The sequence below is a fragment of the Cedecea sp. genome, from assembly GCF_036500665.1.
In the GTDB taxonomy this organism is placed as follows: Bacteria; Pseudomonadota; Gammaproteobacteria; order Enterobacterales; family Enterobacteriaceae; genus Cedecea.
Map to the genome: position 1 here is coordinate 19,837 of NZ_DASYBS010000025.1, position 19,006 is coordinate 38,842.

Genomic DNA, 19,006 nt, shown 5'->3' on the forward strand with positions numbered 1-19,006 from the left:
AAATCAATTTTATTTCTGAAATCAACGGAAACACAATAGCGCCATTCACCTTTGAGGAATGGCTATGAAATTGCTACGCATTGTTGACCCCTTTACCTTAACGCTGGTTTGCACCGTTCTGCTGGCCTCCTTCTTTCCGGCGAAAGGAAGCTTTGTCGGTTTCTTTGAGGGGCTCACCACCGCCGCTATTGCCCTGTTGTTCTTCATGCATGGTGCAAAGCTTTCCCGTGAAGCGGTAATTTCCGGCAGCAGCCACTGGCGGCTACATTTGTGGGTGATGTGCAGCACGTTCGTTTTGTTCCCGGTGCTCGGCGTATTATTCAGCTGGTGGAAACCGGTCAATGTCAGCCCTGAGCTGTACAGCGGTTTCCTCTACCTCTGTATTTTGCCCGCCACGGTACAGTCGGCCATCGCGTTTACCTCCATTGCCGGGGGCAACGTTGCGGCGGCTATTTGTTCTGCCTCTGCGTCCAGCCTGCTGGGGATATTCCTCTCTCCATTGCTGGTAGGGCTGGTGATGCATATCCAGGGGGCGAGCGGCAGTCTCCAACAGGTCGGCAGTATTATGCTGCAGCTGCTGGTACCGTTCGTGGCCGGGCATTTAATGCGGCCGTGGATTGGTGCATGGGTGGCAAAAAACAAGAAATGGATCGGCAAAACCGACCAGACATCGATTCTTCTGGTGGTCTATTCGGCCTTTAGTGAAGCCGTCACGCACGGCATATGGCATAAAGTGGGAGCGGGTTCGCTGCTGTTTATCGTGGTCTCCAGCATCGTGCTGCTGGCCATTGTGATGACGGTAAATATTTTTGTGGCACGGCGCTTTGGGTTCAGCAAAGCGGATGAAATTACCATCGTATTTTGTGGGTCGAAAAAGAGCCTGGCCAACGGCATTCCCATGGCCAACATCCTGTTCCCGGTCGCAGCAGTGGGGATGATGGTGCTACCGTTGATGATTTTTCATCAAATCCAGCTTATGGTCTGCGCCGGTATGGCCCGCCGTTACCAGCGTAAAACGGCCGCAGACGCTGAAAAGCAGGCTGCTGCAGCCAGAACTTAATGGCGTTTGAGGGGCCGGACCAAATTATCCAGCCCCTCAACTTTGATCAGCAGCGTCAGGGCCATTAACTCACCGAGATGGCCCTGCGGAAACTCCCCTTTGCGGGAGAACCACAGCAAATACTCTTCCGGTAAATCAATCAGCATTCGGCCTTTGTATTTACCAAACGGCATCGCCGTATTGGCTATCTCAATGAGCTGCTCTTTGTCCATTTAGTCACCCAACAAACGAATCATTTCCGCTTCGTCGATAACCTGGATGCCCAGCTCCTGCGCCTTTACAAGCTTTGAGCCAGCCGCTTCGCCGGCGATAACCAGGTCGGTTTTTTTTGACACGCTGCCCGCCACTTTTGCCCCCAGCGCAGTCAGCCTGTCCTTAGCTTCATCACGGGAGAGAATGCTTAACGAGCCGGTCAGCACCACGGTTTTACCGGCAAACGGGCTATCAATCTCTTCCGCTTTAACGACCACAGGATCCGGCCAGCGAACGCCCGCATCTTCTCTTAGCTGACGAATAACCTCCCGGTTGCTCTCCTCCGCAAAGAAGTTAAAGGTGTGCGTCGCAACAACAATGCCGACGTCCGGCACTTTTTGCAGATCGTCGATGCTGGCGGCCACCAGGTCATCCAGCGTACCAAAATGTGCCGCCAGCCCTGCGGCAGTAGCTTCACCGACCTCACGAATGCCTAAGGCATACAGGAAGCGCGCGAAGGTTGTCTCTTTCGCCTTTTCCAACGCATCAACAACGTTTTGAGCCGACTTGGGGCCCATACGATCCAGCCCGGTGAGTTTGCCCGCCGTCAGCTTAAATAAATCCGCTGGCGTGTGGACGTACTCTTTTTCCACCAGTTGATCGATGATTTTGTCGCCCATGCCGTCAACGTCCATCGCCCGGCGAGAAACAAAGTGCTTCAGCGCTTCTTTGCGCTGTGCACCGCAGATAAGGCCGCCGGTACAGCGAGCTACGGCTTCACCTTCTACGCGCTCAACGTCCGAGCCACAAACCGGGCAATGCGTTGGGAAGATGATTGTCTGCGTGTCTTCAGGACGCTCGGACTCAACCACGCCAACCACCTGCGGGATAACATCGCCCGCGCGACGGATAACGACCCTGTCGCCGATACGCAGACCAAGACGCTCAATTTCATCGGCGTTGTGCAGCGTCGCGTTGCTGACCAGCACGCCGGCAACCTGCACCGGCTCCAGACGAGCCACTGGCGTAATCGCGCCGGTACGCCCTACCTGGAACTCCACGTCGCGCACGGTCGTCATCTGTTCCTGGGCAGGGAATTTAAACGCCACGGCCCAGCGCGGCGCGCGGGCAACAAAGCCCAGCGTTTCCTGCAGCGCGAGTGAATCAACTTTAATGACCACGCCATCGATATCGAAGCCCAGCGTGGGGCGGTCGGCCTCAACCTGATGGTAAAACGCCAGCACTTCTTCAGGCGTACTGCACAGGCGGATACGGTCACTCACCGGTAACCCCCAGGCTTTAAACTGCTGTAAACGCGCCATATGGCTTGCCGGGAGATCGCCGCCTTCCAGCAGGCCTACGCCGTAGCAGAAGAAGGTCAGCGGGCGTTTAGCGGTAATGCGCGGGTCCAGCTGGCGCAATGAACCAGCTGCGGCGTTACGCGGGTTAGCAAACACTTTACCGCCGGTGCGGCGGGCTTCTTCGTTGATTTTCTCGAAGCCTGCCTGCGGCAGAAATACTTCGCCACGAACCTCTATGCGACGAGGAATATTGTCACCTGTCAGCTTGAGCGGGATCGCGCGGATAGTACGGACGTTAGCCGTAATATTTTCACCGGTCGTCCCGTCACCACGCGTTGCGGCCCGAACCAGAACGCCGTCTTCATACAGCAGGCTCACCGCCAGGCCATCCAGCTTCAGCTCGCAGCAAAACGTCAGGGCATCGGAGCTTTTCAGCCTGTCCTGCACGCGCTTGTTAAACGCCAGGTAGCTTGCTTCGTCGAAGACGTTATCCAGCGACAGCATCGGCACTTCATGACGTACCTGGGTAAACTCACTGAGCGGCGCCGCACCGACGCGCTGGGTCGGGGAATCCTGGGTAATCAGCTCCGGATGAGCCTCTTCAAGCGCACGCAGCTCGCGCATCAGTCTGTCGTACTCGGCATCCGGAATTTCAGGGCTGTCTTGCACGTGGTACAGATATTCATGATGGCGAAGCGTGGTTCGCAGTTGAGTGAGTTGTTGTTCGATTGAGTCCATATCGCACCATCAATGATAAAAAACCCCCGACAGGCGGGGGTTTAGGGAGAACGTTCAGGGCAGAATTCAGGCGTTGGATTCAACAACCTCACGGATCCTGTCCTGGTACTCACGCAGCTTCTGCGGAGTCATCATGCGACGCTGATCGTCGAGCACAACACCGCCCACTTCATCGGCAATGTGCTGCGCAGACTGCAGCATCAGCTTAAAGTTTTGTATTGGGTCACCGTAGGACGGCACCTGCATAAAGATAGTCACGCCTGGCGTAGCAAAATCAGCCATGTGCTCCGGGTCAAAGGAACCCGGTTTCACCATATTGGCAAGGCTGAACAGTACCGAGCCGCTGCCGTCCGGGCTAAGATGGCGATGGAAAATATTCATCTCACCAAACTTGAACCCAGCCTGCTGGATGCTGTTTAACAACAGTTCGCCGTTCAGCGTGCTGCCAGCATGAGCCGCTACGTTCATCACGATCACGGTCTCTTTCTTCGCCGGTGCGGGCTGCGGTGCCGGTTCGGCAACAACAGGTGCAGGTTCAGCAGTAAACGGCTGGGGCGCAGGCGTTGGCTCTACCGGGGCTACGACGGGCTCAGACACAGGCGCAACCGGAGCCTGAGGCGCAGCATGGCGCACAGGTTCAACATGCTGAGGAGCGGGCTCAACGTGGCGCGGGGTTACCGGCTCAGGCTGACGCGGCTGCGGCGCAGGACGAGGTTCTGCTGACGCATACGGCGGCTCATAATTGTGTTGAGGTGCCTGAGGCTGACGTGGGGCATTCGCTTCACGAGAAGCAGACTCCGGCACAGGAGCAGTACGACGTACGCGCACTTCGCCCACTCCTTCCTCTTCCTCATCGTCCTCTTCTTCGTATTCGTCACGTTTCGACTTCATACGTTTTAATGGGCGATCGCGGAACACGGAAGATCGTTCCTTACGACTGGTCCACAGGCCGTGTACCAGTAAGGCTATTATGGCGATTGCGCCAACAATGATTAATATCAGACGCAAATCCTGCATCATTATATTCTCTGTTGTTCTAACACCTTGCCACCGCGGCAAACATTTACTCACTAAGAGTATTTGCCCATCTGCTCAAGTGCAAGTGCGAGCACGGTTTTCTCACCATAAAGATAGCCTCAGGGCACCTTTCCGCTGTTTTTTCGACCAATTCCTGGTAAGTTTTTCTGAATACAGTCGGTTATGATACCCGGTAACCAACAGCGTTAACAAAAAGGAGTCTGTTCAAATCATGGTTTCAACTTCCGGAACCGCGCCGCGTAGTGGCGTTTACTATTTTTCCCAGGGCTGGAAACTGGTGCGCGAACCGGGCATTAAACGCTTCGTTCTGCTCCCGCTGCTGGTCAATATTATTTTGTTAGGCGGTGCCTTCTGGTGGCTATTCACCCGCCTTGATGTCTGGATCCCGGCCATGATGAGCCACATCCCGGACTGGTTACAGTGGCTGAGTTATTTGCTCTGGCCGCTGGTGACGCTTTCCGTACTGCTGGTATTTGGCTATTTCTTTTCAACCATCGCGAATTTGATTGCTGCCCCCTTTAGTGGGCTGCTGGCAGAACAGCTCGAAGCAAGACTTACGGGCGCTACGCCGCCTGATACAGGGGTGCTGGGCATCATGAAAGATCTGCCGCGCATCATGAAGCGTGAGTGGCAGAAACTTGCCTGGTATCTGCCGCGCGCGGTTGTGTTGCTAGTGCTTTACTTTATACCCGGCATCGGCCAGACCATCGCCCCGGTACTGTGGTTCCTGTTCAGCGCCTGGATGCTGGCAATCCAGTATTGTGATTATCCGTTCGACAACCACAAGGTTCCGTTTAAGCAAATGCGCGTGGCGCTTCGGGAGCAAAAGGTTGTCAACATGCAGTTTGGCGCCCTGGTAAGCCTGTTCACCCTGATACCCATCCTGAATCTTTTTATCATGCCGGTTGCCGTCTGTGGCGCAACGGCCATGTGGGTGGATTGCTATCGGGCAAAACATGCTTTGTGGAAATAATGCCTTACGGAAGGTGACATTGCTTATGCCTTTGCTTATTCCATGTAGCGTTGGCTTATTTCCCTTCCACATATAGATATGCTATTTCCTTACTTCCGCATATTTCCTGAGCGGGTATGCTGAACCGGTATCCCAAAATTCAGACAGTTAAGGACGAGCCATGAGCAAAATTTATGAAGACAACTCCCTGACAATCGGCCACACGCCGTTGGTTCGCCTGAACCGTATCGGCAACGGACGCATTCTGGCGAAGGTGGAGTCGCGTAACCCAAGCTTCAGCGTCAAATGCCGCATTGGTGCCAATATGATTTGGGATGCCGAAAAACGCGGCGTGCTGAAGCCTGGCGTGGAGTTAGTCGAACCGACCAGTGGCAACACCGGTATCGCTCTGGCCTACGTGGCGGCCGCGCGTGGTTATAAACTGACGCTGACCATGCCGGAAACCATGAGCATTGAGCGCCGTAAGCTGTTAAAAGCACTGGGGGCAAACCTGGTGCTGACTGAAGGCGCTAAAGGGATGAAAGGGGCTATCCAGAAGGCGGAAGAAATCGTTGCCAGCGATCCGGCTAAGTACCTGCTGCTTCAGCAGTTCAGCAACCCGGCCAACCCGGAAATCCACGAAAAAACTACCGGCCCGGAAATCTGGGAAGATACCGATGGTGAAGTCGATGTGTTTATCGCGGGTGTCGGTACCGGTGGCACGCTAACCGGCGTTAGCCGCTATATCAAAAACACCAAAGGCAAAACCTCGCTGATTAGCGTGGCGGTTGAGCCAACCGACTCTCCGGTTATCAAACAGGCGCTGGCAGGCGAAGAACTGAAGCCTGGCCCACATAAAATTCAGGGCATCGGCGCAGGTTTTATTCCCGGCAACCTGGATCTCAAGCTTATCGACAAAGTGGTGACCATCACCAATGAAGAGGCTATTTCTACCGCCCGTCGCCTGATGGACGAAGAAGGCATTCTGGCCGGTATCTCTTCCGGGGCCGCCGTTGCAGCCGCACTGAAGCTTCAGGAAGACGAAGCCTTTACCAATAAGAATATTGTGGTTATCCTTCCATCATCCGGGGAGCGATATTTGAGTACTGCACTGTTTGCCGATCTGTTCACTGAGAAAGAACTGCAACAGTAATGCCAGTATTTGATACATGCTTAAAAAAGCACCCGCGAGGGTGCTTTTTTGTGGCATACATCAAAGTTTCACCCTCATCAGCATTGCTTTCCTCCCCCCAGGTCTGGTATTTAACCAGCAATTATTTCGATGCGCGAAATTAATCAAGCTGTGAGATGGCCCTGCTGAATCGATTTAACGATTTGGTGCATGTCCGCTTTTCACGGCATAATGGTTACGGACCGACGAAACGCTACTGGCGTCTTTTTCTTGGTTCCCAGGCATCCAGTGCCTCGTTTCATCAACGGTGGTGCTAACGATAGAGGCTAAAGTGTGGCCGCCAGGCTAGACTTTAGTTCCACAACACTAAACCTATAAGTTGGGGAAATACAATGTTCCAGCAAGAAGTAACTATTACCGCTCCGAACGGTCTGCATACCCGCCCTGCTGCACAGTTTGTTAAAGAAGCTAAAGGCTTCACTTCCGAAATCACCGTGACTTCAAACGGCAAAAGCGCCAGCGCTAAGAGCCTGTTCAAACTGCAAACTCTGGGCCTGACTCAGGGCACCGTAGTGACTCTGTCCGCTGAAGGTGAAGATGAGCAGAAAGCCGTTGAGCATTTAGTAAAACTGATGGCTGAACTCGAGTAAGTTCTGGGTTCTTCGTAAATATCAGTCACAAGTAAGGTAGGGTTATGATTTCAGGCATTTTAGCATCCCCGGGTATCGCTTTCGGCAAAGCACTTTTGCTGAAGGAAGATGAAATTGTCATCGACCGGAAGAAGATTTCTGCCGACAAAGTTGAGCAGGAAGTTGAACGTTTCCTTAGCGGGCGCGCCAAAGCATCCGAGCAATTAGAAGCGATCAAAATTAAAGCTGGCGAGACCTTCGGTGAAGAAAAGGAAGCTATCTTCGAAGGCCACATTATGTTGCTGGAAGACGAAGAGCTCGAGCAGGAAATCATTGCCCTTATCAAAGACAAGCTGGTCACAGCGGACGCTGCGGCGTACGAAGTGATTGAAGGCCAGGCTACGGCTCTTGAAGAGCTGGATGACGAATACCTGAAAGAACGTGCCGCTGACGTACGCGACATTGGTAAACGTCTGCTGCAAAACATTCTTGGCCTGAACATTATCGATTTAAGCGCAATCAAGGATGAAGTTATCCTGGTTGCTAAAGATCTGACGCCGTCTGAAACTGCACAGCTGAACCTGAAAAAAGTGCTGGGCTTCATCACCGATATCGGCGGGCGTACCTCCCACACCTCCATCATGGCGCGCTCCCTTGAGCTGCCGGCGATTGTGGGCACCGGTAGCGTCACCTCTGACGTGAAAAACGACGACTATCTGATCCTTGATGCGGTTAACAACAAAGTTTACGTTAACCCGACCAACGAGCAGATCGAAGAGCTGCGCGCCGTTCAACAGCAGGTTGCCTCTGAGAAAGCAGAGCTGGCCAAGCTGAAGGACCTACCGGCTATCACCCTCGACGGCCATCAGGTCGAAGTGTGCGCCAACATTGGTACCGTTCGTGATATCGACGGTGCAGAGCGTAACGGCGCAGAAGGTGTCGGTCTGTATCGTACCGAATTCCTGTTCATGGACCGTGACTCACTGCCGACTGAAGACGAGCAGTTTGCCGCGTACAAAGCCGTGGCTGAAGCCTGTGGCTCTCAGGCGGTCATCGTGCGTACCATGGACATCGGCGGCGACAAAGAGCTGCCGTACATGAACTTCCCTAAAGAAGAGAACCCGTTCCTGGGCTGGCGTGCGATTCGTATCGCCATGGATCGCAAAGAGATCCTGCGTGACCAGGTTCGTGCCATCCTGCGCGCCTCTGCTTTCGGCAAACTGCGCATCATGTTCCCGATGATCATCTCCGTTGAAGAAGTGCGTGCGCTGAGAAAAGAGATTGAGATCTTCAAGCAGGAACTGCGTGACGAAGGTAAAGCATTCGATGAAACCATCGAAATCGGCGTAATGGTTGAAACCCCTGCGGCCGCGACGATTGCTCGTCACCTGGCTAAAGAAGTCGACTTCTTCAGCATCGGCACCAACGATTTAACTCAGTACACCCTGGCAGTTGACCGTGGTAATGATATGATTTCACATCTTTACCAGCCAATGTCACCGTCCGTACTGACTCTGATTAAGCAAGTTATTGATGCTTCTCATGCAGAAGGTAAATGGACCGGTATGTGTGGTGAGCTTGCGGGCGACGAACGTGCTACACTTCTGTTGCTTGGGATGGGCCTGGACGAATTCAGTATGAGCGCCATTTCTATCCCACGTATCAAGAAGATTATCCGTAACACGAACTTCGAAGATGCGAAAGTGTTAGCAGAGCAGGCTCTTGCTCAACCGACAACGGACGAGTTAATGACGCTGGTTAACAAGTTCATTGAAGAAAAAACAATCTGCTAATTCACGAGATGCTGCCCAAATTACTGCTTAGGAGAGAAGGCTAATGGGGTTATTTAGTAAACTGTTCGGTGACAAAGGCAATAGCGACACCGGAACCATTGAGATCGTTGCTCCACTGTCTGGCGAAATCGTTAACATTGAAGACGTGCCGGACGTCGTGTTTGCTGAAAAAATCGTTGGCGATGGTATTGCTATCAAACCAACCGGCAACAAAATGGTTGCTCCGGTTGACGGCACCATCGGTAAAATCTTCGAAACCAACCATGCCTTCTCTATCGAATCCGATAGCGGCATTGAGTTATTCGTTCACTTTGGTATCGACACCGTTGAGCTGAAAGGCGAAGGCTTCAAGCGCATCGCTGAAGAAGGCCAGCGCGTGAAGAAAGGCGACGTGGTCATTGAGTTCGATCTGCCGCTGCTGGAAGAGAAAGCCAAGTCTACCCTGACGCCGGTTGTTATCTCCAACATGGACGAAATCAAAGAGCTGATCAAACTGACGGGTAGCGTAACCGTGGGCGAAACCCCGGTTATCCGCATCAAGAAGTAAGATTCATGCAGAGAAAAAGGCACCCTTAGGTGCCTTTTTTATTGGCTGCGATTCAGCGCGGTAGAATCAGCTCATCTGAGCGCTGCGCCTGAGTCCAGGCCATCACTTCAAACACCCGGTGCGCCGCCTCCCCTGCCGCCACCGCCACCTTTTTCCCTTCCAGAATACGGCTGACCAATTCGGCACAGAACAAATCCCCGGTTCCCTTCAGGTCGGTTACCACACGCTCATGGCTGGTCACATCTACCGCATCGGCGGTCACAGTCACCACAGAAATCGTATCAGAGCTATTCCCCGGCGCACTGGTAATCACCACCCAGCGCAGCGTCTCAGACAGCAGGCTTCTGGCCGCGATAACCGCCAGTTCCAGCGTGTCGCACGGCATCCCGGTCAGAATATGCAGCTCAAAAAGGTTTGGCGTCAGCCCCTGAGCATGCGGCAACAGCGTAGTGCGATAAGCTTCGGGAATACCGGGCTTGACGTAAATACCGCTGTCCGTGTCACCGATAACCGGATCGACGAGGATCAGCAAATCAGGATGGCTTTCGCGCCTTTCACGCAGCCAGTCCGCCAGCAGATGAATCTGTTCCGCGCTGCCCATATAGCCGGTCGTCACTGCCTTAAGCTCGCGCAAAGCGTCACGCTCTTCCAGCGCCCGCAGGTAACCGCTGAACCACTCTGTCGGGATCACGCCGCCGTAAAAGGTATCGTAATGCGGCGTGTTGCTGAATAATACTGTTGGCACAGCCATCACTCGCCAGCCGTGCTGCTGAATGGCCGGTACCGCGATGCTGTTGCCGACGCTGCCGTAAACCACCTGAGACTGTACCGCGACAATATCGGCCTGTAGCGCCCTGCCCGAGTCGTGAAACAGCACCGACTGTATATCGTTATCCTGAGCCATCTTCCTTCCTCCGGTGCGTCAGATCCCTGCGCCCTGAACGTAGCTTTCTTCCCCAAACACGCCGGTAGAAAGATAGCGATCGCCTCTGTCGCAAATAATAGCCACCACCACGGAGCCAGGGTTTGCTCTGGCTACGCGCAGCGCACCGGCTACCGCGCCACCGGAACTTACGCCGCAGAAAATCCCCTCTTCCATCGCCAGGCGGCGCATCGTCTGCTCGGCCTCGGTCTGCGACATATCGATAACTTCATCCACCAGCGTCGGGTTGAAAATTTTAGGTAACCACTCTTCCGGCCAGCGGCGGATCCCCGGAATACTGCTGCCCTCTTCCGGCTGCAGCCCAACAATCGTCACCGGCTTGCTTTGCTCTCGCATAAAACGACTCACGCCAGTAATGGTACCGGTGGTGCCCATGCTGGAAACAAAGTGGGTTATGCGGCCTTCGGTCTGACGCCAGATTTCCGGCCCGGTAGTGGCGTAGTGCGCCAGCGGGTTATCCGGGTTATTAAACTGGTCGAGGATCTTACCTTCGCCGCGATCGGCCATCTGCTGCGCCAATTCGCGTGCTCCCTCCATGCCCTGAGCTTTACTCACCAGAATCAGCTCGGCGCCGTAGGCCTGCATCGCCGCCTTACGCTCCATGCTCATGTTGTCCGGCATCAGCAGCTTCATGCGATAGCCTTTGAGCGCGGCGATCATCGCCAGCGCAATGCCGGTATTGCCGCTGGTTGCCTCAATCAACGTATCGCCGGGCTTAATATCCCCGCGCTTTTCCGCCTGAACAATCATTGAGAGCGCCGCACGGTCTTTTACCGAGCCAGCTGGGTTGTTGCCCTCAAGCTTGACCCAGATTTCGCTGCCGTTGGTCAGCCCGCTGCGCTGCAGTCGAACCAGAGGAGTATTGCCAATTGTGCTTTCTAAAGTGATCACTTGCCTGCCCGCAGTAAAAGAAAAAAGCGGCCTCATTGGGCCGCTTGTGCGTGTCCTGTCGGGGTAAATTATCAGGCAGACTGCGCCAGGTCTACACCCTGAATACGGTTGGCCCCCTCGTACAGGCGCGCGTTTTGTAATCCCACAAACAGGCGCTCACCGCGCTGCGGGATTTGCTGTTCTTTCAGAACCACCGTTAACGGTTCGTGATACCAGCCGAGCGGCTGCACCACCAGCTGCATATAGTGCCCGCGTGGGCTGACTTCGAGCACTTGCACCGGCAGCGGTGAATCCAGATTGGTGCGGCGGCTAACGTCCACTTCCCACGGGCGCAGGAACAGATCGACATCGCCCTGATGAGCAGGCGTAAACCCCAGCGGCCAGCGGTGTGCGCCTACGTGGAACTGGCTCCCGCGAATCACGCCCTTCAGGCGGTTAACTTCACCCAGAAACTCCAGCACAAAGCGAGTTGCCGGTTCACGCCAGACGGATTCAGGGGTATCCACCTGCTCGATATTTCCCTGGCTCATCACCACCACGCGATCGGCGACTTCCATCGCCTCTTCCTGGTCGTGAGTCACGAATACGCTGGTGAACTTTAATTCTTCGTGCAGCTCGCGCAGCCAGCGGCGCAGCTCTTTACGTACCTGAGCATCCAGCGCGCCAAAAGGCTCGTCCAGCAGCAGAATTTGCGGCTCAACCGCCAGCGCTCTCGCCAGGGCAACGCGCTGCTTCTGTCCGCCGGAAAGCTGGGCAGGGTAACGGTCGGCGAGATGGGAAAGCTGCACCATCTCCAATAGCTTCGTGACCTTCTGTTTGATTCCAGCGGCAGAAGGACGCTCGCGACGCGGCAGAACCGTTAAGCCGAAGGCGATGTTGTCGAATACAGACATATGGCGGAACAGCGCATAGTGCTGAAACACAAAGCCCACTTTACGGTCGCGGGCGTGCATGCGGCTCACGTCGGTGCCGTTAAAGCTAATGCGGCCGCTGTTCTGATGCTCCAGCCCGGCAATAATACGCAGCAGCGTGGTTTTACCCGAGCCGGACGGCCCGAGCAGCGCGACCATCTGACCAGAAGGGATATCCAGCGAGATATCGTTCAGCACCTGGGTGCGTCCAAAAGACTTCTTAATATTGGCAATATCAATGCTCATGATTTTCCTCCTGCTTCAGGCGTTTTTCCTGATTATTCAGGCGCCACTGCACTGCGCTTTTTAAGAACAATGTCAAAACCGCCATCAGGGTTAACAGCGCGGCAGCAGTAAACGAGCCGACGGTATTATAGTCCTGTTGCAGCAATTCAATCTGTAACGGCAGCGAGAAGGTCTCGCCGCGAATCGAACCGGATACCACCGACACCGCACCAAACTCGCCGATAGCGCGAGCGTTAGTCAGCACAACGCCATAAAGCAGCGCCCAGCGGATATTGGGCAGCGTCACGCGGCGGAACATCTGCCAGCCGGAAGCGCCCAGCAAAATCGCGGCTTCATCCTCCTGGCTACCCTGGCTTAGCATCACCGGTACCAGCTCACGCACTACGAAGGGACAGGTCACAAAGATTGTCACCAGCACCATGCCCGGCCAGGCAAACATAATTTGCAGGTTGTGGGCGTCCATAAACCCCGCCAGCGGGCCGTTGGAGCCGTAAAACAGCAGGTAAACCAGGCCTGCCACCACCGGTGAAACGGCAAACGGGATATCCAGCAGCGTCAGCAGTAGCTGGCGGCCGGGGAAATCAAAACGCGTCACCAGCCAGGCCAGCAGCGTGCCGAACACCAGGTTTACCGGCACGGTAATCAGGGCAATCATCACCGTCAGCCAGATGGCATGCAGCATGTCCGGGTCAACAATATTTTGCAGCGCCGGCATCAGCCCTTTGGAAAAGGCCTCCACAAAAATAGACGCGACCGGCACCACCAGAATCAGGAAAGAGATCAGCACGCCGATGGCGATAAGCGCCCATTTCCCCCAGTTAATGCGGGAACGTTTGTAGCTTTTCAAAGCGGTTACGTCCGTCATCAGTGACCTACCACGCGCCGACCAAAGCGACTCTGCAACGTATTAATGGTGAACAGCAGCAGCAGCGACGCCGCCAGAATAACCGAGGCAATAGCGCTGGCTGCCGGGTAATCAAACTCTTGCAGGCGCACGAAGATCATCAGCGAGGTCACCTCGGTCTTCCAGGCGATGTTTCCGGCGATAAAAATAACCGCGCCGAATTCACCCAGGCTGCGGGTGAAGGAGAGCGCCACGCCCGCCATCAGCGCCGGAGACAGCTCAGGCAGCACCACGCGGCGGAAGCTCTGCCAGCGCGTAGCGCCGAGCGTTTCAGCGGCCTCTTCGTATTCTGGCCCCAGCTCTTCCAGCACAGGCTGAACGGTACGCACCACGAACGGAATGCTGGTAAAAGCCATCGCGACGGCAATCCCCAGCCAGGTGTAGGTCACTTTGATGCCGAACTGCGCCAGCCACTCGCCGTACCAGCCGTTCACGGAAAACAGCCCCGCGAGGGTTAAACCTGCTACTGCGGTCGGTAATGCAAACGGTAAATCCATCAGCGCATCAAGCAGGCTGCGGCCCGGAAACTGATAACGAGTCAGGATCCACGCCATCAATAAACCGAACGCGCCGTTAAACACCGAGGCCAGCGCGGCAGAAAGCAGCGTGACTTTATAGGCGGCGACCACCTGCGGATTGGTGATAACTTCCCAGTACTGGGACAACGACATTTGTGCCAGCTGCATCACCAACGCGCTCAGCGGCAGCAGCAGGATCAGGCAAACGAACAGCAGGCTGGTGCCGAGGCTAAGCGTAAACCCCGGCAGCACGCGGTTTGAGCGACTGGCAAACATCAACTACGCCCCGCCGCCAGCAGCTTGTCCAGCTCCCCGCCGGTGGCAAAATGCGTTTTCATCACTTCAGGCCAGCTACCGAACGCATCTTCCACGCGGAACAGCTCGGTCTGTGGGAATTTATCTTTCAGCTTGCCCATTACCTGCGGGTTATTCACGCGGTAGTAGTAGTCAGTGATGATGGTCTGAGCCTGCGGGCTGTAGAGATAATTCAGGTAATCCTTCGCCGCTTTTTCGGTGCCGTTGGCCTTCACGTTCTTATCTACCCAGGCAACGGGGAATTCGGCCAGGATATTCACCTTCGGCACCACGACCTCATAACCGTCTTTGGCGTACTGGTTGCGAATGTTATTCACTTCTGACTCAAAAGAGATAAGCACGTCGCCCAGCCCACGCTCGACGAAGGAAGTCGTCGCGCCGCGGCCGCCGGTATCAAACACTTCGACGTTCTTCAGGAATTGGGTCATGAACTGCTCGGTTTTGGCTTTATCGCCGCCGTCAGCTTTGTCTGCCGCACCCCAGGCCGCCAGCCAGGTATATCGGGCGTTCCCGGAAGTTTTAGGATTTGGGAAAATCAGCTTCACATCCGGGCGCACCAGGTCGCTCCAGTCGTGGATGTTCTTCGGGTTGCCCTTGCGCACCAGGAAAGCCATGGTCGAGTAGAAAGGCGAGCTGTTGTTCCCCAGACGGCTTTGCCAGTCAGCCGGGATCAGATTGCCTTTATCGTGCAGGATCTGCACATCGGTCACCTGGTTATAAGTTACAACGTCGGCTTTTAAGCCCTGCAAAATCGCCAGCGCCTGTTTTGATGACCCGGCATGAGATTGTTTTATCGTCAGCTTGTCGCCGTTATTGTCCTGCGCCCACTGTTTTTCAAACGGCGGGTTTAGCGCGGCAAAAAGCTCACGCGACGCATCATAAGAGCTGTTCAGCAGCTCCGTTGCATGGGCAGTACCCGCCAACAGCAAAGAGACAGCGAGCGCGTTCCATACTTTTTTGACCGACCTGATTGCCATGCTTCGCCCTTATAAATGTGATGATAGTCATGATTAGCTGACGTTCAGTGTATTTATAACGAGCGATAAAGCTGTAACGCTTTTATATACCGTTTGGCGATTTACAAGAAGAAAGGGATATAAGACGATGGCGTAGCAAACGCTACGCCGGAGGGGATTACAGGCTCAGTAATTTATCGAGCGATGGCGCGAAGTAGTAGCCGCCGGTAACCGGCTTCGTGAAGCGCAGCATACCGTCGCGCTTGCCGTCGGTGTCGCCGAACATGCTCAGCAACTGTTGCTCAATGTTATGCAGGCGTGCGCAATAGGCGATGAAATAGAGGCCGTGCACGCCGCTGGCGGTGCCGTAAGGCAGGCTCTGGCGCACAATCTTCAATCCTTTGCCGTCTTCCTTCAGATCGACACGGCTCAGGTGAGAAGTGGCAGGACGCGCGTCGCCGTCAATCTCTTCGTTTTCCTGTTTGGTACGGCCGATGATCATTTCCTGATCGTGAACGCTCAGGCGGTTAAGCTGCTTGAGGTTATGCTCCCAGCGCTGTACCAGCACGTAGCTACCGCCGGCATCCACGCCTTCGTTGATCACGGCAACCTGACGGCGATTTTCTTCGCCCTGCGGGTTTTCGGTGCCGTCAATGAAGCCGCTCAGATCGCGCTCTTCAACCCAGCGGAAGCCGTGAATCTCTTCTTCAATTTTTAGCGCATCGCCGAACGCGGCCAGCGCGGCCTGAGCCACGGAGAAGTTGACGTCATGGCGCAGAGAAAGAATGTGGATCATCACATCGTGCTGGGTTGCAGGCGCCAGGCCTTTCCCTAACGGCATAAAGTTTTTCAGCTCTGCGGCACCTTCGCCTCTGCTGAGGTCACGCCACAGATCGTGCCCGAAACCGATGGTGGCCCCGAGCATTGCGTCAGGGAATTTTTCCTGGAAAACGTTCAGCGCATCAATAAAGGTTTTGCACCCTGCACTCAGCGCGCTGAAGTCACCCTGGACAGACGCTTCCAGCCAAACGGCGGCACGACAATGTTCCGGCAGAATGCCGCTTTGAACCCGAGACATGATTCCTCCTGAAAAAAATGCCACCAAAGGTGGCACATAACTGCTGACAAATTTCATTGTCCTTAAAATCTTTCGACTCAGGTTTGATGAAACAATGAATCCTGTATTCTGATTTACCCCAAACATCCAAAAACCACGTTTTTTGGATGTTTGTTACCCAGTATGATGCCACCGGAGGTGGCATTTATCGGGCTATTTTAACCTGATTCATTAACGCAGACTTGCGGCGGCGCAAACCTGGCGCAGATTTTATCGACGCCAGATAATTTTGTTAAGCGTCCATTTCTTCAATGTATCATCCGACGGCATTAACCCTTCCGGCCCGTGCCACTCGCCTTTAAACAGATAGCTGATGTGCTGGCTGTTAGGTGCCTTACAGATAACCCCTTCTGCCTCATCCCCACTGCCTTTTTCACAGGCACCAAACGCTTTGTCATAAAGATCGCTGAAAGGCGTCCCTATTTTCACGCCGCTGGCGGTTTCTACATCGTCATCCATCACATCAACGCGGCTGACGCTGCTGTTTTCACCATTTACTACCAGCTTGACGTCTTTGTCTTTCATCGCTTCAAAGTAGCGCACGATGGCGCCCTTTTCGGTTTTCATGCCGCTGCGCAGGCGGTAGTTGTCATTTAACCCCTCGCTCACGGCCTTCTCATCCATTGGGGTGGCAGCGGTCAGCTTGCCTACGCCCTGCTCACTTACCTCGACGGATGAGCCAAACCAGTTCCACGGGTAAGCGGCAGACCAGTGAACGGATGAAAGCGTGGAGCAACCGCTCAATACCAGCGGCAGGCCTAACATCATCAGGCGCAGAGATTTCATCAATAATTCCTTTTCAATAAATGGTAACGGCCTTTGGAGTACGGCGAGGATAAAAAGTGCCGCTTTAATCGTTTTGCAAGGCAAAGTAATCCCGCAGGCGATGGTTAGCCAGCAGCCACCAGAGCGCAAAAAGATCGGCGACCAGCAAAACAATCGTGGTGCCGGTCAGCGCTTCGTCACCGGCCAGTAAAGCAAGCTGCCACACCAGCAGCCCAACCTGAGCGGCAACCAACAGCCAACGGAACGCCCGCCAGAATCGCGGCCACAGGTGGCGTCGCCCGCTGAGCATAAAGGCGAAAGCGGCCGGAATGCCGGGAATCAGCCCCAGCCAAAAGTTATCGCGATCGGGATAAAACAGGCCCAGCAACGCGTCGCCCTGCTGACGAGAAGCCCCGGCAAGCACCAGCAAAACCCAGGTGCGCGCCTGTAATAACAACACTGCCCAGAACAGCAGCGGTGCCTTCAGGTTGCCTTGTGAATCGTAATCAGCGGGCGGATACATGACATAAACACATCTGAAAATTAGTATTCCTGATCTTCAATCAGCCGCTTGCCGAGCAAAATGGTGTCCTGATGCTCATAATCGAGCTTTTCATAAAGGCCGATCACCAGATCGTTCTCTTCGCGCACCAGGATATGGATCTTCGGGCAGCCACGAGCGATAAGCTTTTTTTCCAGCCGGTTCAGCAAAGCGTTAGCAATTCCCCGGCCACGAAACTCCGGATGCACCCCGAGGTAATAGGCAGAACCGCGATGGCCATCATAGCCGCCCATCAGTGAGCCGACGATTTCACCGCCAACTTCGGCTACCAGAAACAGGTCCGCATCGTGGTGCAGCTTACGTTCAATGTCCATTTCCGGGTCATTCCATGGGCGCAGTAAGTCGCAACGCTCCCAAAGGGTGATGACCTCTTCGAAATCTTCCTGGCGAAAAACGCGAATTTCCATGGTATTAAACCCCTTAAACCGTAAAAAGTTGATTATGGCGGCAACCGTTCGTTAAGCCAATAACTGCCGCAAAAACCATAAAAAAATGGCATAATCCCCAGTCAGTCATTAAATGAAACGAATGGATAAACATTTCTGACCTTAGAGTGTCGTTTGCCTGGTGCCGATACGTTATAACTTTCCATCTGGACTTCATAAGATAAATAATTCATCCGCATGAGCAAAATTAAATCGCTAACGCAACTTACGACGCGCCGCCAGGTCCTGCTCACGGGTTTAGCGGCATTAACGCTAACCGGCATCAACAAAGCGCTGGCAAAGGAAGAAACAAAAGCGCTTAAAGCCACAAACTCGCACAGTAAACCGGCTAAAAAAACCAGTTCACGCCGCATCGTGATGCTCGATCCGGGCCACGGCGGCATCGATACCGGTGCCATCGGCCACAACGGGTCGAAAGAGAAGCACGTGGTGCTGGCGATCGCCAAAAACGTGCGCAGCATTCTGCGCAGCAATGGGATCGACGCCAGACTGACGCGCACCACTGACGAATTTATTCCGCTTTACGATCGCGTAGAGATAGCCCACAAGCACGGTGCCGATCTGTTTATGTCGATCCATGCGGATGGTTTTACCAGCCCTACCGCCGCCGGTGCATCGGTGTTTGCCCTCTCCAACCGCGGCGCAAGTAGCGCCATGGCAAAATACCTTTCTGACCGAGAGAACGCCGCGGATGACGTAGCGGGTAGCAAAGTGAAAGACAAAGATCACTACCTGCAGCAGGTTCTGTTTGACCTGGTTCAGACCGACACCATCAAAAATAGTCTGACGCTCGGTTCGCATATTCTGAAGCAGATTAAGCCCGTGCATAAGCTGCACAGCCGCAACACGGAACAGGCCGCATTCGTGGTGCTAAAGTCTCCGTCTATTCCTTCGGTGCTGGTTGAAACCTCATTTATCACCAACCCGGGCGAGGAAAAACTGCTCGGCACCACGGCCTTCCGCCAGAAGATTGCCACCGCCATTGCCTCCGGGGTGATGAGTTATTTCAACTGGTTTGATAATCACAAAGTTCACGGTAAGAAGCGTTAA

20 protein-coding genes are annotated in these 19,006 nt (G+C 54.4%); 7 read left to right on the forward strand and 13 right to left on the reverse strand.

The features are described from left to right. Positions 1 to 64 precede the first annotated feature (64 nt). Positions 65 to 1,060 carry a bile acid:sodium symporter family protein gene (locus VGM55_RS03725; protein ID WP_154187759.1) on the forward strand — a complete coding sequence of 332 codons (996 nt, stop codon included), beginning with the start codon at positions 65 to 67 and terminating at the stop codon, positions 1,058 to 1,060. On the opposite strand, the gene VGM55_RS03730 is transcribed toward VGM55_RS03725, so the two are convergent. From VGM55_RS03730 to zipA, 3 genes are all read right to left on the reverse strand, one after another. Then, positions 1,057 to 1,272 (reverse strand): DUF3820 family protein, encoded by a 216-nt coding sequence (locus VGM55_RS03730; protein ID WP_016537559.1) that lies wholly within the window; start codon positions 1,270 to 1,272, stop codon positions 1,057 to 1,059. The genes VGM55_RS03725 and VGM55_RS03730 overlap by 4 nt on opposite strands. Then, complete coding sequence (gene ligA, locus VGM55_RS03735; RefSeq protein WP_331634619.1) at positions 1,273 to 3,291, reverse strand: NAD-dependent DNA ligase LigA; 2,019 nt, start codon at positions 3,289 to 3,291, stop codon at positions 1,273 to 1,275. 66 nt (positions 3,292 to 3,357) lie between these two features. Next, positions 3,358 to 4,311 (reverse strand): cell division protein ZipA, encoded by a 954-nt coding sequence (zipA, locus tag VGM55_RS03740; RefSeq protein ID WP_331634620.1) that lies wholly within the window; start codon positions 4,309 to 4,311, stop codon positions 3,358 to 3,360. A 229-nt stretch (positions 4,312 to 4,540) separates the two neighbouring features. Here zipA and cysZ point away from each other — a divergent pair, with 229 nt between their 5' ends. From cysZ to crr, 5 genes are all read left to right on the forward strand, one after another. Beyond that, a complete protein-coding gene (cysZ, locus tag VGM55_RS03745; RefSeq protein WP_154187762.1) occupies positions 4,541 to 5,302 on the forward strand; it encodes a sulfate transporter CysZ in 762 nt (253 codons plus the stop codon). A 160-nt stretch (positions 5,303 to 5,462) separates the two neighbouring features. Then, positions 5,463 to 6,434: a cysteine synthase A gene (cysK, locus tag VGM55_RS03750; RefSeq protein WP_154187763.1), complete on the forward strand. Its 972-nt coding sequence runs from the start codon at positions 5,463 to 5,465 to the stop codon at positions 6,432 to 6,434. A 371-nt stretch (positions 6,435 to 6,805) separates the two neighbouring features. Continuing rightward, entirely contained in the window at positions 6,806 to 7,063 is a 258-nt protein-coding gene (ptsH, locus tag VGM55_RS03755; RefSeq protein ID WP_002913505.1) for a phosphocarrier protein Hpr, read from the forward strand. Positions 7,064 to 7,107: 44 nt separating this feature from the next. Continuing rightward, positions 7,108 to 8,835, forward strand: coding sequence for a phosphoenolpyruvate-protein phosphotransferase PtsI (gene ptsI / locus VGM55_RS03760; RefSeq protein WP_154187764.1), 1,728 nt, complete (start codon positions 7,108 to 7,110; stop codon positions 8,833 to 8,835). A gap of 43 nt (positions 8,836 to 8,878) precedes the next feature. Beyond that, on the forward strand, positions 8,879 to 9,382 hold the full coding sequence (crr, locus tag VGM55_RS03765; protein ID WP_008459580.1) for a PTS glucose transporter subunit IIA: 504 nt from the start codon (positions 8,879 to 8,881) through the stop codon (positions 9,380 to 9,382). Between the two features lie 52 nt (positions 9,383 to 9,434). Here the strand turns inward: crr and pdxK are convergent, their stop codons facing one another. From pdxK to VGM55_RS03815, 10 genes are all read right to left on the reverse strand, one after another. After that, a complete protein-coding gene (gene pdxK, locus VGM55_RS03770) occupies positions 9,435 to 10,286 on the reverse strand; it encodes a pyridoxine/pyridoxal/pyridoxamine kinase (RefSeq protein ID WP_154187765.1) in 852 nt (283 codons plus the stop codon). A gap of 18 nt (positions 10,287 to 10,304) precedes the next feature. Beyond that, positions 10,305 to 11,216 carry a cysteine synthase CysM gene (cysM, locus tag VGM55_RS03775; protein WP_331634622.1) on the reverse strand — a complete coding sequence of 304 codons (912 nt, stop codon included), beginning with the start codon at positions 11,214 to 11,216 and terminating at the stop codon, positions 10,305 to 10,307. Between the two features lie 71 nt (positions 11,217 to 11,287). Beyond that, positions 11,288 to 12,373, reverse strand: a complete 1,086-nt coding sequence (cysA, locus tag VGM55_RS03780) for a sulfate/thiosulfate ABC transporter ATP-binding protein CysA (protein WP_154187767.1) — start codon at positions 12,371 to 12,373, stop codon at positions 11,288 to 11,290. Next, positions 12,363 to 13,238, reverse strand: coding sequence for a sulfate/thiosulfate ABC transporter permease CysW (gene cysW / locus VGM55_RS03785; protein WP_154187768.1), 876 nt, complete (start codon positions 13,236 to 13,238; stop codon positions 12,363 to 12,365). The genes cysA and cysW overlap by 11 nt, the downstream gene beginning before the upstream one ends. Then, positions 13,238 to 14,071 (reverse strand): sulfate/thiosulfate ABC transporter permease CysT, encoded by an 834-nt coding sequence (gene cysT, locus VGM55_RS03790; protein WP_331634623.1) that lies wholly within the window; start codon positions 14,069 to 14,071, stop codon positions 13,238 to 13,240. The genes cysW and cysT overlap by 1 nt, the downstream gene beginning before the upstream one ends. Then, a complete protein-coding gene (locus VGM55_RS03795) occupies positions 14,071 to 15,087 on the reverse strand; it encodes a sulfate ABC transporter substrate-binding protein (RefSeq protein WP_331634624.1) in 1,017 nt (338 codons plus the stop codon). The genes cysT and VGM55_RS03795 overlap by 1 nt, the downstream gene beginning before the upstream one ends. Positions 15,088 to 15,244: 157 nt before the next feature. Beyond that, on the reverse strand, positions 15,245 to 16,144 hold the full coding sequence (locus tag VGM55_RS03800) for a Dyp-type peroxidase (protein WP_154187771.1): 900 nt from the start codon (positions 16,142 to 16,144) through the stop codon (positions 15,245 to 15,247). 249 nt (positions 16,145 to 16,393) lie between these two features. Continuing rightward, complete coding sequence (locus tag VGM55_RS03805; protein ID WP_154187772.1) at positions 16,394 to 16,969, reverse strand: RpoE-regulated lipoprotein; 576 nt, start codon at positions 16,967 to 16,969, stop codon at positions 16,394 to 16,396. 64 nt (positions 16,970 to 17,033) lie between these two features. Further along, positions 17,034 to 17,471, reverse strand: a complete 438-nt coding sequence (locus VGM55_RS03810) for a DUF2919 domain-containing protein (protein ID WP_154187773.1) — start codon at positions 17,469 to 17,471, stop codon at positions 17,034 to 17,036. A gap of 20 nt (positions 17,472 to 17,491) precedes the next feature. Further along, positions 17,492 to 17,917 (reverse strand): GNAT family acetyltransferase, encoded by a 426-nt coding sequence (locus VGM55_RS03815; RefSeq protein ID WP_154187774.1) that lies wholly within the window; start codon positions 17,915 to 17,917, stop codon positions 17,492 to 17,494. Positions 17,918 to 18,133: 216 nt separating this feature from the next. Between VGM55_RS03815 and amiA the strand changes: the two genes are divergently transcribed. Beyond that, positions 18,134 to 19,006: an N-acetylmuramoyl-L-alanine amidase AmiA gene (gene amiA, locus VGM55_RS03820; protein WP_154187775.1), complete on the forward strand. Its 873-nt coding sequence runs from the start codon at positions 18,134 to 18,136 to the stop codon at positions 19,004 to 19,006.

Coding starts and splice junctions, on each gene's coding strand:
- crr (WP_008459580.1), top strand. CDS start 8,879: ATGGGGTTATTTAGTAAACTGTTCGGTGACAAAGGCAATAGCGACACC.
- amiA (WP_154187775.1), top strand. CDS start 18,134: ATGAGCAAAATTAAATCGCTAACGCAACTTACGACGCGCCGCCAGGTC.
- zipA (WP_331634620.1), bottom strand. CDS start 4,311: ATGATGCAGGATTTGCGTCTGATATTAATCATTGTTGGCGCAATCGCC.
- VGM55_RS03805 (WP_154187772.1), bottom strand. CDS start 16,969: ATGAAATCTCTGCGCCTGATGATGTTAGGCCTGCCGCTGGTATTGAGC.
- VGM55_RS03725 (WP_154187759.1), top strand. CDS start 65: ATGAAATTGCTACGCATTGTTGACCCCTTTACCTTAACGCTGGTTTGC.
- cysK (WP_154187763.1), top strand. CDS start 5,463: ATGAGCAAAATTTATGAAGACAACTCCCTGACAATCGGCCACACGCCG.
- VGM55_RS03815 (WP_154187774.1), bottom strand. CDS start 17,917: ATGGAAATTCGCGTTTTTCGCCAGGAAGATTTCGAAGAGGTCATCACC.
- VGM55_RS03730 (WP_016537559.1), bottom strand. CDS start 1,272: ATGGACAAAGAGCAGCTCATTGAGATAGCCAATACGGCGATGCCGTTT.
- cysW (WP_154187768.1), bottom strand. CDS start 13,238: ATGACGGACGTAACCGCTTTGAAAAGCTACAAACGTTCCCGCATTAAC.
- VGM55_RS03800 (WP_154187771.1), bottom strand. CDS start 16,144: ATGTCTCGGGTTCAAAGCGGCATTCTGCCGGAACATTGTCGTGCCGCC.
- VGM55_RS03810 (WP_154187773.1), bottom strand. CDS start 17,471: ATGTATCCGCCCGCTGATTACGATTCACAAGGCAACCTGAAGGCACCG.
- cysA (WP_154187767.1), bottom strand. CDS start 12,373: ATGAGCATTGATATTGCCAATATTAAGAAGTCTTTTGGACGCACCCAG.
- cysZ (WP_154187762.1), top strand. CDS start 4,541: ATGGTTTCAACTTCCGGAACCGCGCCGCGTAGTGGCGTTTACTATTTT.
- pdxK (WP_154187765.1), bottom strand. CDS start 10,286: ATGGCTCAGGATAACGATATACAGTCGGTGCTGTTTCACGACTCGGGC.
- ptsI (WP_154187764.1), top strand. CDS start 7,108: ATGATTTCAGGCATTTTAGCATCCCCGGGTATCGCTTTCGGCAAAGCA.
- ligA (WP_331634619.1), bottom strand. CDS start 3,291: ATGGACTCAATCGAACAACAACTCACTCAACTGCGAACCACGCTTCGC.
- cysT (WP_331634623.1), bottom strand. CDS start 14,071: ATGTTTGCCAGTCGCTCAAACCGCGTGCTGCCGGGGTTTACGCTTAGC.
- VGM55_RS03795 (WP_331634624.1), bottom strand. CDS start 15,087: ATGGCAATCAGGTCGGTCAAAAAAGTATGGAACGCGCTCGCTGTCTCT.
- ptsH (WP_002913505.1), top strand. CDS start 6,806: ATGTTCCAGCAAGAAGTAACTATTACCGCTCCGAACGGTCTGCATACC.